The 15,032-nt window shown below is 69.9% G+C and carries 14 protein-coding genes and 1 riboswitch; all 14 genes read left to right on the forward strand.

Annotation, left to right across the window (positions count from 1 at the left end):
• The first annotated feature begins 5 nt into the window (after window positions 1–5).
• The 14 genes from H0B43_RS25505 to H0B43_RS25565 all read left to right on the forward strand — a co-directional run bounded on the left by H0B43_RS25505 (window position 6) and on the right by H0B43_RS25565 (window position 14,999).
• Window positions 6–548 (forward strand): GNAT family N-acetyltransferase, encoded by a 543-nt coding sequence (locus H0B43_RS25505; RefSeq protein WP_185725399.1) that lies wholly within the window; start codon window positions 6–8, stop codon window positions 546–548.
• Complete coding sequence (locus H0B43_RS25510; RefSeq protein WP_185725398.1) at window positions 545–1,606, forward strand: LLM class flavin-dependent oxidoreductase; 1,062 nt, start codon at window positions 545–547, stop codon at window positions 1,604–1,606. Before H0B43_RS25505 ends, H0B43_RS25510 begins: the two co-directional genes overlap by 4 nt.
• Window positions 1,603–2,661: an LLM class flavin-dependent oxidoreductase gene (locus H0B43_RS25515; RefSeq protein ID WP_185725397.1), complete on the forward strand. Its 1,059-nt coding sequence runs from the start codon at window positions 1,603–1,605 to the stop codon at window positions 2,659–2,661. Before H0B43_RS25510 ends, H0B43_RS25515 begins: the two co-directional genes overlap by 4 nt.
• Before the next feature lie 15 nt (window positions 2,662–2,676).
• The gene (locus tag H0B43_RS25520) at window positions 2,677–4,071 is read left to right on the forward strand and encodes an NtaA/DmoA family FMN-dependent monooxygenase (protein WP_185725396.1); all 1,395 of its coding nucleotides are present in this window, start codon (window positions 2,677–2,679) and stop codon (window positions 4,069–4,071) included.
• Between the two features lie 47 nt (window positions 4,072–4,118).
• Window positions 4,119–4,212, forward strand: a riboswitch (SAM riboswitch).
• Window positions 4,213–4,216: 4 nt separating this feature from the next.
• Window positions 4,217–4,300, forward strand: coding sequence for a putative leader peptide (locus tag H0B43_RS42900; protein ID WP_312037648.1), 84 nt, complete (start codon window positions 4,217–4,219; stop codon window positions 4,298–4,300).
• Between the two features lie 143 nt (window positions 4,301–4,443).
• Window positions 4,444–6,087 (forward strand): ABC transporter substrate-binding protein, encoded by a 1,644-nt coding sequence (locus tag H0B43_RS25525; RefSeq protein WP_185725395.1) that lies wholly within the window; start codon window positions 4,444–4,446, stop codon window positions 6,085–6,087.
• A gap of 3 nt (window positions 6,088–6,090) precedes the next feature.
• Window positions 6,091–7,083, forward strand: coding sequence for an ABC transporter permease (locus tag H0B43_RS25530; protein WP_185725394.1), 993 nt, complete (start codon window positions 6,091–6,093; stop codon window positions 7,081–7,083).
• Window positions 7,076–7,996, forward strand: a complete 921-nt coding sequence (locus H0B43_RS25535) for an ABC transporter permease (RefSeq protein ID WP_185725393.1) — start codon at window positions 7,076–7,078, stop codon at window positions 7,994–7,996. The genes H0B43_RS25530 and H0B43_RS25535 overlap by 8 nt, the downstream gene beginning before the upstream one ends.
• Entirely contained in the window at window positions 7,993–9,651 is a 1,659-nt protein-coding gene (locus tag H0B43_RS25540; RefSeq protein WP_185725392.1) for an ABC transporter ATP-binding protein, read from the forward strand. The genes H0B43_RS25535 and H0B43_RS25540 overlap by 4 nt, the downstream gene beginning before the upstream one ends.
• Window positions 9,644–10,780: an LLM class flavin-dependent oxidoreductase gene (locus H0B43_RS25545; RefSeq protein ID WP_185725391.1), complete on the forward strand. Its 1,137-nt coding sequence runs from the start codon at window positions 9,644–9,646 to the stop codon at window positions 10,778–10,780. The genes H0B43_RS25540 and H0B43_RS25545 overlap by 8 nt, the downstream gene beginning before the upstream one ends.
• A gap of 4 nt (window positions 10,781–10,784) precedes the next feature.
• Window positions 10,785–12,149 carry an NtaA/DmoA family FMN-dependent monooxygenase gene (locus H0B43_RS25550; RefSeq protein WP_185725390.1) on the forward strand — a complete coding sequence of 455 codons (1,365 nt, stop codon included), beginning with the start codon at window positions 10,785–10,787 and terminating at the stop codon, window positions 12,147–12,149.
• Window positions 12,146–12,943 (forward strand): DUF1684 domain-containing protein, encoded by a 798-nt coding sequence (locus tag H0B43_RS25555; protein WP_185725389.1) that lies wholly within the window; start codon window positions 12,146–12,148, stop codon window positions 12,941–12,943. Before H0B43_RS25550 ends, H0B43_RS25555 begins: the two co-directional genes overlap by 4 nt.
• 2 nt (window positions 12,944–12,945) lie before the next feature.
• Complete coding sequence (locus tag H0B43_RS25560; RefSeq protein ID WP_185725388.1) at window positions 12,946–13,860, forward strand: LLM class flavin-dependent oxidoreductase; 915 nt, start codon at window positions 12,946–12,948, stop codon at window positions 13,858–13,860.
• Window positions 13,857–14,999, forward strand: a complete 1,143-nt coding sequence (locus tag H0B43_RS25565; protein WP_185725387.1) for an LLM class flavin-dependent oxidoreductase — start codon at window positions 13,857–13,859, stop codon at window positions 14,997–14,999. Before H0B43_RS25560 ends, H0B43_RS25565 begins: the two co-directional genes overlap by 4 nt.
• Window positions 15,000–15,032: the final 33 nt, after the last annotated feature.

The following is a 15,032-nucleotide window of genomic DNA, read 5'->3' on the forward strand; positions in this document are numbered from 1 at the left end:
GAACAGTGACCGAGAGGACCGACTCCGTGCAGGCCGTGTTCGTCGACCAGACGGATCCACTGGCCGCACCGCTGCTCGACGAACTGGCGATCGAATACAGCACCCGGTACGGGCGCACCCGCGACGAGATCTACGAGGATCTCACCACCTATCCGGCGGAGGAGTTCGCCGCGCCGGGCGGTGCTTTGCTCGTGCTCGTCGAGAGCGGGACGCCGTTGGCGGGCGGGGCCTTTCGCCGCTACGACGACACGACCGCGGAGCTCAAGCGGATCTGGACCTCGTCGCCGCACCGCCGCCGCGGCCTCGGGCGGATCGTGTTGCGTGAACTCGAGGCCGCGATCGTCCGCGCCGGCTACACCCGCATCTTCCTCACCACGGGGCCGCGGCAGCCCGAGGCGGTGGGCCTGTACTTGGCCGCGGGATACACGGCGCTGTTCGACCGCTCCCTCCCACCGCAGGACGTCGGAATTCACGGATTCGAGAAGGCCCTGCCCACCGCCACCGCTCTGCCCTCCGGCTGGGCCGCAAAGGAGTACGAGTCCGTATGAAATTTCTGCTGATGAGCCTGATTACTCACCAACCGGATCCGGTGACCGGGGAGAAGATCGGCACCGCGGCCCGGCTGCAGGAGGTCGTGGAGTCGGCCGTCCTCGCCGAGCAACTGGGGTACGACGGGTTCGCGGTGGGCGAGCGTCACGAGCATCCCTTCCTGTCCTCGTCGCCGCCCGTGGTACTCAGCGCGATCGCGGCGCGTACCGACTCCCTCCAGTTGTGGACCGCGGTGACCACGCTGAGTCTGCTCGATCCGGTCCGTGCGTTCGAGGACTACTCGACGCTGGACAACCTGTCGGGCGGCCGGCTGCAACTCATCATCGGAAAGGGGAACGGAACGGCGCAGGCGGAGCTGTTCCACGTCACCCCGGACGATCAGTGGGATCGCAATCGCGAAGGCTACGAACTGTTCCGGCAGTTGTGGGAGAGCGCGGACGTGACGTGGGAGGGCACGTTCCGGCCGCCTCTCGACCACGCGGTCGCCCTGCCGCGCCCGTTACAGCCTCGGATCCGGATCTGGCACGGCAGCGCGACGAGCACGGAGTCGGTGGATCTCGCTGCCCGCTACGGCGATCCGATCTTCTCGGCCAACGTCACCTACCCCATCGATTCGTACGCCGAGCTGGTCCGGCACTACCGCGAACGGTGGGCGCACTACGGTCACGATCCCGCCGACGCCCTCGTCGGTGCCGGAACCGCCGGGTTCTACGTGACGCCGAACTCGCAGGACGCGCTCGACCTGTGGCGGCCGATTCACGCCGCCCGCCTCGACTTCGCCCGCAGGGCAGGACTTCCGGTGGTGTTCGAGACGGTCGAGGACTTCGTGGAACGCAGTTCCGCACTGATCGGCAGCCCGCAGCAGGTGATCGACAAGGTGCAGCGCTACCACGAGCAGTTCGGCCACGAGGTGATCCACCTGAGCGCCGACCGTGTCGGCACCGACAAGCAACACCGCGAAAGCCTCGAGCTGTTCCAGGCCGAGGTGGCCCCCGCGTTGCGTGCGGCCATTCCGAGCCGCCCTCTCGCGGCGCACACTGTGGAGGGACACGCATGAGCCTGCATCTGGGTATCGAACTCGACGGCGAGGGCGCCCATCCCGAAGCGTGGCGGCGAGCCGGGCATTCACCCGACCGGTTGCTGACCGGGCGCACCGTGGCGGATCGGGTCGCGGCGGCCGAGAACGCCGGATTCACGTTCGCCACGTTCGAGGACTCGCTTCTGCCGCCCGGCGCCGACGGGGGACCCGTGGGCCGGATCGACGCGGTGAACCGCGCCGCGTTCGTCGCCGCGACCACGAGCACGCTCGGCCTGGTGCCGGTGGTCGGCACGACGTACGCCGAGCCGTTCCACACGTCCTCCCAGCTCGCGACACTCGACTACGCATCGCGCGGTCGCGGCGGCTGGATCGCCTCACGCGATACCGACCCCCGGGTCGCGAGCGCACTGGGACGGTCCGCGGTCACCGTTCCCGCCGACCTCGCCCGGGAGGAGCGGGACGCGATCACGGTGGTCCGGGACCTGTGGGACTCCTGGGAGGACGACGCGGTGATCCGCGACTACGCGACCGGCCGTTTCGTCGACCGAGACCGACTCCACTACATCGACTTCCAGGGCGACACGTACTCGGTGAAGGGCCCGGCCATCGTGCCGCGACCGCCGCAGGGGCAACTGGTGGTGTTCGGTCGCGGCGGCGAGGTCGACCCGTCCCAGGTCGATGTCGTGCTGGTGTCGGAGGCGACCCTCGACGACATCGCCGACGCCGCCGCACGGACGAAGGACCGCGGGGCCGCGCTGGTGTTCGTCGAACTCGACGTGGCGCTCGGCTCGTCCACTCCGGCCCCACCGAGCGGGCGGTTGTCGTTCGCGGGCGAGGCCTCCGGGCTGCTGGAACTGCTTCGTGCACTCGATCCACACGTCGACGGTGTGCGACTGCATCCCGCCGTCGTCGACCATGATCTTCCGGTGCTCGCGCGATACGTCGTCCCGGCCCTTCTGCGCGAGGGTCTCGCCCACCGTCCCGTTACCGGCGCGACCCTGCGCGGCACGCTCGGCCTGGCCCGTCCCGACACCCGCTTCCAGGCCCCGCGCCTCGAAGACTCCCCTCGCTGAAAGGTTGTGGAGACCATGACCGACAATTCGCACGCCAGACCCGGCGCCCAGGTGCATTTCGGTGTCTTCTTCCAGGGCGTCAACCACACCACCATCTGGTCGGACCCGTCGAGCGGTTCGCAGATCGACTTCGAGACGTTCCGTCGGGTGGCCCTGACCGCCGAGCGGGGCCTGTTCGACGCCTTCTTCCTCGGTGAGGGCCTGCGCCTGCGGGAACAGGGCGGCAAGATCCTCGATCTCGACATCGTCGGCCGTCCGGACGCGATCACCCAACTCGCGGCGCTCGCCGGCATCACCCGGCACATCGGGTTGGTGGCCACCCAGAACACCACCTACAACGAGCCTGCCGACCTCGCCCGTCGGCTGTCCGGGCTGGACCTCCTGTCCGGTGGCCGGGCCGGCTGGAACGCCGTCACCACGGACAATGCCTGGACCGGGGAAAATTTCCGCCGCGGCGGCTACCTCGACCACGCGGACAGGTACGAGCGGGCCGGCCAGTTCCTCGACACCGCTCGCGCGATCTGGGATGCGTGGGCCGACGATGCGGTCGCGACGAGCACCGACGCGCCGACGTGGGCGGCTCCGGACGGAGTGCAGCAGGTGACCCGCCGGACGTCGCAATTCGACGTCGCGATCACCCCGACCCTCCCGCGCAGTGCCCAGGGGCATCCCGTCATCTTCCAGGCCGGCGACTCCCCGGCGGGCCGCGACTTCGCGGCCGGCCGCGCCGATGTGATCTTCTCCCGGCACGGAACTCATTTCGACGAGGCGCTCGCCTTCGCCGAGGACATCCGGGCGAGACTGCGTCGTGCCGGACGTCCCGAGGACGACGTGAAGATTCTGCCGGGCACGCAGATCGTGCTCGCGGAGACCGCATCCGAGGTCGAGGAGAAGGTCCGCTGGGTCCTCGAAGGCCAGTACACCGGCCAGACGGCGCTGTCGCTGGTGGGGCAGGTGTGGGGTCGCGACCTGTCCGATCGGGACCCGGACGGTCCACTGCCCGAATTCGATCCGGTGCCCGCACCGATCTCCGTCACCCGCGGGGCCGCGCGCGACGGAAAGGATCCACTCGCCATCGCCCGCGAGTGGCGTGCCCTGGCGGAGGCGCAGAACCTGTCGCTGCGCCAGGTCGCGATCGCCACCACCCAGCGCTCCGGTTTCGCTGGCACACCCGGTCAGGTCGCCGACGAACTCACCCGGTGGGTGCGCAGCGGCGCGACCGACGGCTTTAATATCTCGCCGTACCTGGTGCCCACCGGACTCGACGACATCGTCGACCTGCTGGTACCCGAATTGCAGGAGCGTGGTTCGTACCGAACGGAATACGAGGGTTCGACCCTACGCGAGCATCTCGGTCTCCGGCCCCCGCTGTCACGGCGGGAGCTCCCGCCGCGGCAGGCCACCGGGTAGCCGGGGCCCGTGTGGCGCGGCGACCGGCGATCTCTTACACTCGGTAACGACCATCCAGAGCGACCGAGAGACCTGGCTCGTTGACGTCGCAGCAACCCCCCGTCCTGCGGGTGCGGGTGCTACCGCCGGGATCGATGGAGGAATCATGTTGACCGAAGGGTTCGTGAGCGCCTGGGGGCGCCTGCACGTCGATCTCTGCCGACTGTCCACCTCCATCTGTTCCAGCTGACCCGATACCCCGCCACCTCGGGGTTCCGGCTCGTCACACCGCATCCACCTCGGATCCGGTGCCTTTCACCTTCCCGTGCGCGTGAGCGCTGCCTGTACGACGGACAGCGCGCACGGCACTTCTTCGAGATCACGGAGTTCTCGGTGCCCTCAGTTCCTTTGTCCTCGTCCTCCCGCGGCGGTGCCCACATCGCAGCCGGAGTCGCCGCCGCCGTGCTGGCCACGGCGCTCACCGCGTGCGGTGGTGCCTCCGGCAGTTCGACCGCGGATGCGGGACCGCCGCAGCCCGGCGGCACTCTCCGCTACGGCCTGTCCCAGGCACCCACGTGCGCAGACCCCGCACAGGCGGGCACGAACCAGACGATCTACGTGGCACGTCAGGTGGTGGACTCGCTCACCGACCAGGACCCGGAGACGGGCGAACTGAAGCCGTGGCTGGCCGAGAGCTGGGACACCGACGCCGACGCGTCCTCCTTCACGTTCCACCTGAAGGACGGAGTGACGTTCAGTGACGGAACACCTTTCACCGCGGACTCGGTGAAGAAGAACCTCGACGCCGTCGTCAATACCCTCACCGGGGCCAAGGCCGCACTGGCCGCCAGCTATCTCACCGGTTACACCGGCACCACCGTGATCGACCCGCTGACCGCGCAGGTCGACTTCGCCGCACCCAACGCGCAGTTCCTGCAGGCGTCGTCCACCCCGCAGCTCGGCATCCTGTCCGACGGTTCCGTCGCGAAGTCCGCCGAAGAGCGCTGCACCGGCGACATCTCGGGCACCGGACCGTTCACGTACGCCGACTACCAGCAGGACAAATCCGTCACCCTGGCCAAGCGTGCCGGATACGACTGGGGCTCCGACGTGTTCGGCCACGACGGCGAGGCCTACCTCGACACCATCGAGTTCAGCGTCGTCCCGGAATCCGGTGTTCGCACGGGCAGCCTGTCCTCGGGACAGCTGGACGCGATCAGTGACGCGTTGCCGCAAGATGCCCCGCAGATCGAAGGCGCGGGCGGACGGGTGCTCACCACGTCGAATCCCGGTACCCCGTTCGGCTTCCAGCCCAACGTGACCCGCGGACCGCTCGTCGACCCCGTCGTCCGCAGCGCGCTGGCCCCGGCGATCAACCGGCAGGAACTGGTCGACACCGTGCTCGGCCCCAACTTCAAACCCGCCACCAGCACGCTGGCGAGCCGCACCCCGGGCTACGTCGCCCTGCCGGACGTGACGTACGACCCGGAGAAGGCGAAATCGATTCTGGATCAGGCCGGCTGGGTGCCCGGCGCCGACGGCATCCGCGAGAAGGGCGGCCAAAAGCTCAGTTTCCCGGTTCTGTTCAGCTCGGTGTTCGCCGGCAACCAGGCCATCCTCGAACTGGTGCAGCAGCAGCTGAAGGAGGTGGGCGTCGATCTGCAACTGGACCTCGTGTCCACCCCGGAGGCCACCGCCCGCCAGAATTCGAAGGACTTCGATGCCACCTACTACAACAGCACTCGCGCCGACGGGGACATTCTGCGCACCCAGTTCGGCCTCGAGGGCCGTAACCTGAACAGCCGGGCCTCGATTCCCGCGCTCGACGACGTGTTGGCGAAGCAGCTGGCCACCACCGACACGGCCGAGCGGAGCGCACTGCTCGCCGACGCCCAGCAGCAGGTGCTGGGCAACGGTCTGTGGATCCCGACGGTGGAGCTGTCGCAGGCGATCGGAGCGGGCCCGACCGTGCAGGACCTGAAGTTCGAGGCCTCGGCCCGGCTCCAGTTCTTCGACACCTGGATCAGCGGACGCTGAGCCATGATTCGCTACTTCGGACTCCGGGTTCTGCAGGCGGTCGCCGTGCTGTGGGCGACATTCACCGTGTCGTTCGCCGTGCTGTTCCTGCTGCCGTCCGACCCGGTGAGCATCGCCGTCGACTCGGCGTCCACCGGAACGACGGTCGACGCGGCCGCCGTCGCGGAACTGCAGGCGCGGTACGGCCTGGACCAGCCGGTGTGGGTCCAGTACTGGAACTCGCTGAGCCATGCCGTGCGCGGCGACTTCGGGTACTCCATCGCCACCGGGCAATCGGTGACCGAGGCGATCGGGAACGCGCTGCCCAGCACCCTCGCGCTGGCCTTTGCGGCGCTGGTCCTCGCCGTGATCTTCGGGACGTCCGTCGCGTTCCTCGCCACGTACACCGGTGTCCGGTGGCTGCGAAACCTGCTGTTCTCCCTGCCGCCCCTCGGCGTCGCGGTGCCTACGTTCTGGGTGGGTTTGATTCTGCTGCAACTGTTCTCGTTCCGGCTGAAGGCCTTCCCGGCGTTCGGAGACCAGGGGGTCGCCGCACTGGTGCTTCCCGCGGTGACGCTGGCGTTGCCGACCGGCGCGGTGATCGCCCAGGTGCTCGCGGCGAGTCTGCAGACCACGTGGCGGCAACCGTTCGTCGAGGCCGCACGGGCGAAGGGCGCGTCGCGCTGGCAGATCCAGACGCGGCACGCGCTGCGGCTGTCGAGCATTCCCGCGTTCACCATCGCCGGTGTGCTCGTGGGCAATCTGCTGGCCGGATCGGTCGTCGTGGAGACGGTGTTCTCGCGGGCCGGCGTCGGGCGGCTCACACAGACGTCGGTGATGGCGCAGGACATTCCCGTGGTCCAGGGGATCGTGGTGCTGAGTTCTCTCGTCTACGTCCTCGTCAATCTCGCGGTCGATCTGCTCTACCCGCTGATCGATCCCAGGATCGTCGACGGCGGGCGAAGCCGCCGCGCCGCCGAAGGCCGCGCTGATCTGGAGGAGAAGGTTCATGTCTGACATCCTCACCCGGGAACTGATCGACGAGGCCGAGGGTTTCGACCCCGCACCGCAAATACCGCCGTCCCCGATCGCGCCGGGGACACCGCGTCGCGCACACCGCGTGCCGGCGTGGCTGCGGCACACTCTCGTGCCCGTCGTCTCGGCGGCCGTGCTCCTGCTCGCCGTCGGATTCGCGGTGGCGCCGTCGGTGTTCGCGAGCGGTGACCCGCTGGTCGGGGTGCCTGCCCAGAAGCTGCAGGCGCCGAGCGCCGCACACTGGTTCGGCACCGACAACATCGGACGCGACGTGTACACCCGCGTCGTCCACGGCGCCGGATTGTCGCTGACCGCAACGTTGCTGGCAGTGGGTATCGCATTGGCCGTCGGTTCGCTGATCGGTCTGCTGTCCGGCGCGGTCGGCGGCGCGCTGGACGCCGTGCTGATGCGAATCGTCGACGTCCTCCTGTCGATCCCCGCGCTGCTGCTCTCGCTCGCGCTGGTGACGGCGCTGGGGTTCGGCACGGTCAACGTGGCGATCGCCGTCGGGGTGTCGCTGATCGCGAACTTCGCCCGGGTGATGCGGTCGGAGGTACTGCGCGTCCGCAGGTCGCTATACGTCGAGGCGGCGTTCGCGTCGGGCGTCCGGTGGCACACGGTGCTGCGTCGGCACGTGCTGCGGAACTCGTACGCACCCGTCGTGGCGCTCGCTGCCGTCGAGTTCGGCATGGCGGTGCTGGCGGTGTCGTCGCTGAGCTTCCTCGGGTTCGGCGCGGTGCCGCCCACCCCGGAGTGGGGCTCGCTGATCTCGGAGGGCAGGAATTACCTCGCCACCGCGTGGTGGATGACGACCCTTCCCGGGCTCGTGATCGTGGCGGTCGTGCTGTCGGCGCACCGGCTCGGGCATGCACTCGAACGGAGGGAAGTGCGATGAGCGCGAACGACATCCCGCTACTGCAGGTCTCCGGACTTCAGGTGGCCTACGGCAGCGTGAGCGATCCCGTCGTGGCCGTGAACGGCGTCGACCTGACGGTTGGCCGGGGCGAGGTGGTGGCGGTGGTCGGCGAGTCCGGCTCCGGGAAATCCACCACGGCGCACGCGATTCTCGGACTTCTCGGCGGCAACGGCCGCACCGTCGGCGGCACCGTCACGTTCGACGGCGAACGCCTCGACACGAAGTCCGAGCGCGCGCTGGGCCGGATCCGCGGCGCCCGGATCGGCCTGGTCCCGCAGGACCCGACGACCTCCCTCAACCCCGTCCAGCGGGTCGGGGCGCAGGTTGCGGAGGTGCTGCGGATCCACGGTCTCGCCGACCGGCGGACCGCGGGCATCGAGGCGGTGCGCATTCTCGCCGAGGCCGGGATCGACAACCCGGACGTGCGGGCGCGGCAGTACCCACAGGACCTGTCGGGCGGGCAACGGCAGCGTGTGCTGATCGGGATCGCGCTGGCGTGCAGCCCCGAACTCGTGATCGCGGACGAGCCGACCAGCGCGCTCGACGTCACCGTCCAGCGCCGGATTCTGGATCACCTCGACGCACGGATCGCCGAATCCGGCACCGCGGTCCTGCTGATCACCCACGACCTGGGCGTCGCCGCGGACCGGGCCGACCGGATCGTGGTGATGAGCCAGGGTGAGGTGGTTGAGGCGGGTCCGGCCCGCGAGATCCTCGAGAACCCGCAGCACGAGTACACCCGCACCCTGTTGGCCGCCGCACCCAGCCTCTCCGTGGGGCGGGGACCTCGGCGCGACGACCACGACGGCGGAGTCGCCCCCGACGTCCTGCTGCGCGTGAGCGGGGTGTCCCGGACGTTCCGGATCGACCGGCGCACGGCCATCGACGCCGTGCGGAACGTGTCGTTCGACGTCCCGCGTGGACGCACCCTGTCGCTCGTCGGGGAATCCGGTTCGGGGAAGTCCACGGTGGCGCGGATCGCCATCCGGCTGGAGACCGCCACCGCGGGACGCGTCGAGTTCGACGGCCGGGACGTCACCAGCCTGCGCGGCGGCGCGCTGCGTGCCCTGCGCAGGCGGGTGCAGATCGTGTACCAGAACCCGTACGCCTCGCTCGACCCGAAACTGGCCGTCTCGGACATCGTGGCGGAACCCCTCGGTGCGTTCGGTGTCGGAACGAGGACCGAACGCGCGGCGCGGGTAGCCGAACTGCTCGACCAGGTCGCGTTGCCCCGCACCTTTCTGGGCCGCAGGCCCGCCGAATTGTCCGGCGGGCAACGTCAGCGGGTCGCCATCGCCCGCGCGCTGGCCCTGCATCCCGAACTCGTGGTGCTCGACGAACCGGTGTCGGCCCTGGACGTCTCGGTGCAGGCGCAGATCCTCGCTCTGCTCGACGATCTGCAGCGGGACCTCGACCTGAGCTATCTCTTCATCTCGCACGACCTGGCCGTGGTCCGGCAGATCAGCGACACGGTCGCAGTGATGCGTGCCGGGCAGATCGTCGAATTCGGGACCGCGGCAGAAATTTTCGACAACCCCCGCCACGACTACACCCGGCAGTTGCTCGACGCGATCCCGGGACGATCCGTCGTACGCCCCCGTTCACCGCAGCCGAAGGACTCGATTCATGTCTGAGCCACGCTCCCCGCTCGTTGCCGTCGATCTGTACGGCACGGGAATTCATCCGCAGTCCTGGCGACGCCCGGACTCGCGCGCCGAGGACCTCTTCACCGCCGGATACTGGACCGGGCTGCTCGCGCAGGCCGACGCGGCCGGGGTGGATCTCGCGTTTCTCGGCGATTCCTTCGCGATCGCCACGACGGGGCACGCCGAGCAGCGCGGACACCTGGACGCGGTGGCAATCGCGGCACGCACCGTCGCCGCCACCGACCGCATCGGCCTGGTTCCCACCGTGACCGTCACCCACACCGAACCGTTCCACGTCTCGAAGGCGATCGCGAGCCTCGACCACGCATCACGGGGGCGCGCGGGGTGGCAGGTGGACGTGTCGGCCGGTCAGGCGCAGGCGAATCTGTTCGGGCGCAAAGATGCTCAGGGTATCGACAGCCTGTGGGAGGAGGCGGCCGATGCGATCGAGGTCGTGAGCCTGCTGTGGGACAGCTGGGAGGACGACGCCGAGATCCGCGACGTGGCCACCGGACGCTTCATCGACCGGGACAAGCTGCACTACATCGATTTCGAGGGATCCCACTTCACGGTGAAGGGCCCCTCGATCACACCGCGGTCGCCGCAGGGGCAGTCGGTCGTCGTGATCGAAGCCCGAGAGGAGCACTCCGCCCGGGTCGCCGCCGCGCGTGCCGACGTGATCCGCATCGGCGCACCCGGGGTCGAGGCCGCACGTCAGCGGGCAGTGCAGGTACGCACGGCTGCCGCGGAGGCGGGCCGTGACCCCGGTTCGATCCGGGTGCTACTCGACGTCGAGGTGGTGATCGCCGAGTCAGCCGACACGGCCGACCACGATCTCGCGCAGCTGGAGAACTGGTCCGGTAGCCGGTACGAGCCGCAGTCGCTTCTCCACCGCGGCGACGCCGCCGGGCTGGCCCGGCTGATCGCCGACGTGGTGGCCACCGGGGACGTCGACGGGGTCACGCTCCGTCCACTGGCGCTGGCGTCCGGACTGGACGCGATCACCGCGCACGTCCTGCCCCTGCTGCGGTCGGAGGCCCCGGTGTCCGGTCGCGGAAACCTTCGGGAACGGCTCGGCCTCACCCGTCCCGTCAACCACTTCGCCGGACAGGACTGACATCATGAGCAACCAGCGCAAGCAGATTCACCTCGCCGCGCACTTCCCCGGAGTCAACAACACCACCGTGTGGAGCGACCCCGCGTCGAAGAGCCAGATCGACTTCGACTCCTTCGTGCACCTCGCGGAGACCGCGGAACGCGGACTGTTCGACTTCTTCTTCCTCGCCGAGGGCCTGCGACTGCGCGAGCACCGGGGCCGGATCCACGACCTCGACGTGGTCGGCCGCCCCGACACGCTGACGGTGCTCGGCGCACTCGCCGGAGTCACCACGCACCTCGGTCTGGCCGGGACCATCAACACGACGTTCAACGAACCGTACGAGCTGGCACGGCAATTCGCTTCGCTCGACCACCTGTCCGACGGCCGGGCCGCGTGGAACATGGTCACGTCCTCCGACGCGTTCACGGGCGAGAACTTCCGGCGCGGGGGATACCTCGACAAGGCCGACCGCTACGTCCGAGCCGGCGAACTGATCGACGGCGCCCGCAAGTTCTGGGACAGCTGGGACACGGATGCCCTGCAGATCGATCGCGTCCGGGGAGTGTTCGCCCCGGACAACGCGATCCGCGACGTCACCCATTCCGGTTCCCAGTTCGACATCCGGGGACGATTCACGATTCCGCGGAGCCCCCAGCGGCACCCGGTGCTGCTGCAGGCGGGCGACTCCGACGAGGGCCGCGAGTTCGGCGCCGCCCAGGCGGACGCGATCTTCACCATCCACGGTTCGCTCGAGGACGGCCGGAAGTTCTACACCGACGTCAAGGGCAGGCTGGCGAAGTACGGGCGCAGCCACGACGACCTCAAGGTGCTGCCCGCCGCGACATTCGTGCTGGGCGACTCCGCGGCCGACGCGGCCGAACGCGCCGACCACATCCGGCACCAGCAGGTGGGTCCGCAGACCGCGATCGCGTTCCTCGAACAGGTCTGGGGACGTGACCTTTCCGCATACGACCCGGACGGGCCGCTGCCGGACGTCGAACCCGCCGAGGACCCCGATATCACCCGTGGCCGGGTCCGGCACGCGAAGGACCCCCGGGAGATCGCCGACCAGTGGCGGGCCAGGGCGGAGACCGACAAGCTCAGCATCCGCGAACTGATCATCGCCGTCACCACCCGCCAGCAGTTCGTCGGCACCGCCACCCAGGTCGCGGAGGAGATCGACCGGTACGTGCAGGCGGACGCGTGCGACGGCTTCATCCTGGTGCCGCACCTCACCCCGGCCGGCCTCGACGAGTTCGTCGACAAGGTGGTTCCGGAGTTGCAGAACCGCGGCACTTTCCGCACCGAATACTCGGGCACGACCCTGCGCAGCCACCTCGGACTGCGCCACCCACATCAGCAGACAGAAGGAGTTCGGGCATCATGACCGCAGTCACCGGCACCACGACATTCGAGCAGGACTGGCAGGATTGGCATTCGGCCCGCGAAGAAGCGTTCCGCGACCCGCTGGGCTGGCTGAGCCTCACGGCCCTGCACTGGCTCGTCGAGACCGACACGACATTCCCCGACCTGCCCGGAAAATGGCGGGCCGACGCGGACGAGGTGGTGATCACGGCCGGCGCGGACGCCGGTCTCGAGGTCGACGGCAAGACGGTCGACGGCACCGCGGCCCTCGCACCCCTGGAGGGCGCGCCCGGCCTGCTCGTGCGGCACGGGAGCCGAAACATCGAGGTGATCCGGAGAACCGGGGACGTCGCGCTGCGGATCCACGACCCGGAAGCCGGCACCCTCGCCTCGTTCACCGGCATCCCGGCGTTCCCCGCCGCGCCGCGGTGGTCCGTTCCGGGAACGTTCACCCCGTTCCCGCAGTCCCGGGTCGTGACGACGGGCGCCGTCGTCGAGGGGCTCGAGCACCATCACACCGCGGTGGGGACGCTCGCATTCGAGTACGACGGCGGGACAAACGAACTCGTCGCGTTCGCCGGCAAGGACGGTGGGCTGCAGGTCCTGTTCACCGATGCCACCAGCGGCGTGAGCACCTACCCGGCGGCGCGGTCACTGGCCGTCGCCGCCCCCGCCGCCGACGGCCGGGTGGTCCTCGATTTCAACCGGGCGTCCAATCTGCCGTGCGCGTTCACCGACTACGCCACGTGCCCGGTGGCGCCCGCGGAGAACAGGCTGACGCTCGCGGTCGAAGCCGGCGAGAAGAACCCGCGGTAGACATGGCCGAGAAGCAGGTCGTGCTCGGTGCGTCGATCGCCGCGGGCCGGACCGATGTCACGGAGTCGGTGCACGCCGCCCGCACCGCGGAGCGGGGACGGTTCGACTTCGTGGTCGCCGACGGCGCCACCGAACCGAACACGCTGGCCGCGTACACCGACCGGGTGGGGCTCGCGGCCACGCTGGGCACGACCTCCACCGAACCGTACGACGTGGCCCGCCGGCTCGCTTCGCTCGATCACCTGTCCGGCGGCCGGGCGGCGTGGAACGTCGTGACGGCCGCGGACGAGCGGGCGGCGGAGTTCGTCGACATCGCCCGCACCCTGTGGGATTCCTGGGCCGAGGGTGTGGTGACCGTCGACCGCGCCGCGGGACGATTCGTCTCCGACCCCACCGCCGGCGCCTTCTATCACCGGGGGAGGGACTTCCGCATCGGCGGACGGTTCACCGTGCCGAGGAGTCCGCAGGCGCAGCCCGTGGTGATCGTCTCGGGCGGCGGCCGGGCCGAGCGGGATCTCGCCGCCCGCCACGGCGACGTCGTCATCGCCCCACTCGCCACGTTCGAGGAGGGCCGCGCGTTCCGCGCCGACCTCCGGCGCCGGACCGTCGCCGCCGGCCGGCCCGCCGGAGCGGTAACGGTTCTCGCCGCCACGACGTTCGCAGGACCCGCGGCCTCCGTCGCGGACCGGATCGTCCGATGGGTCGGCGGGGAGGCGGCGGACGGATTCGTGCTCGACTCCCAGGCCACCCCCGCAAGCCTCGACGAGTTCGTCGACACGGTGGTGCCGCTGCTCCAGGACCGTGGCGTTCTCCGCAGCGATTACACCACCCCCACGTTGCGGCAGCACCTCGGACTCGGTGCCCCACGCAGCCACCGTGCCGTCCATCCCCGCTCTCTTCAGAAAGTGCCCTCATGACCACTCCGCTGTCCGTCCTCGATCTGTCGCCCGTCAGCGAGGGGGCCACCGCACGCACGGCGCTGCGGAACACCGTCGACCTCGCCCAGCACGCCGAAAGGTGGGGCTACAAGCGGTACTGGGTCGCCGAACACCACTTCGTGGGCGTCGCCAGCTCCTCACCGGCCGTGCTCGCCGGGATCCTGGCCGCGGCGACGAGCACGCTCCGGATCGGCGCCGCCGCGGTGCAGCTGGGGCACACCACCGCCGCGGCCGTGGTCGAGGCGTTCGGCACCGTCGACGCGCTGTACCCGGGTCGCCTGGACCTCGGGCTCGGACGGTCGGGTCAGCGACGGGCCGAGGCGCTGAAAGCGGTTGCGGAGCGCAACAACCAACCGGCGCCGCCTCGCCGGGAGACCGAGATCCGGGACGGCGTGGTCATCCCGGCACCGTTCGACCCGTCCGGTCTGCTGCTGTCTCCGCGGCTCACCGCGGCGCAGTCCGTGCTGCAGCAGCCGGGTGCGCTGTCACCGGCGTTCGACGGACAGGTCGACGACATCCTCGCACTGCTCGGCGGCACCTACCGCACCCCGGACGGAATCGAACTCCACGCGAGCCCCGGTGAGGGCGCGGACCTCGAGGTGTGGGTGTTCGGCAGCAGTGCAGGACCGAGCGCCGAACTCGCCGGCCGGCTGGGGCTGCCGTTCGGGGCGAACTACCACGTCAGCCCGTCGACGACGATCGAAGCGGTCGAGGCCTACCGGGCGGCGTTCCGGCCGTCGGCGAACCTGCAGCGGCCGTACGTCGTGGTCTCCGCCGACGCCGTCGTGGCGGAGGACGATGCGACCGCGCAGGAGCTGGCGTCGACGTTCGGACACTGGACGCACAGCATCCGCAGCGGCCACGGTGCGGTCCCGTACCCGGACCCCGCGCACACTGCACCGCTCGGGGAGACCGAACGCGCCGCGGTCGAGGATCGGCTGCTCACCCAGTTCGTGGGGGCGCCCGCAACCGTCGCCCACCGACTCGACAGTCTGCGAAGACTCACCGACGCCGACGAACTGGTGATCACCAGCGTCACCCACGATCACGCCGACCGCCTGCGCTCGTACGAGTTGCTGGCGGCGGAGTGGGGACTGCCCCGCCTGCTCGCCGCCTGAGATCGCGATGATTGAACGCTGGTCCAATTGGGA

Source organism: Rhodococcus sp. 4CII (genome assembly GCF_014256275.1).
Classification (GTDB): domain Bacteria; phylum Actinomycetota; class Actinomycetes; order Mycobacteriales; family Mycobacteriaceae; genus Rhodococcus_F; species Rhodococcus_F wratislaviensis_A.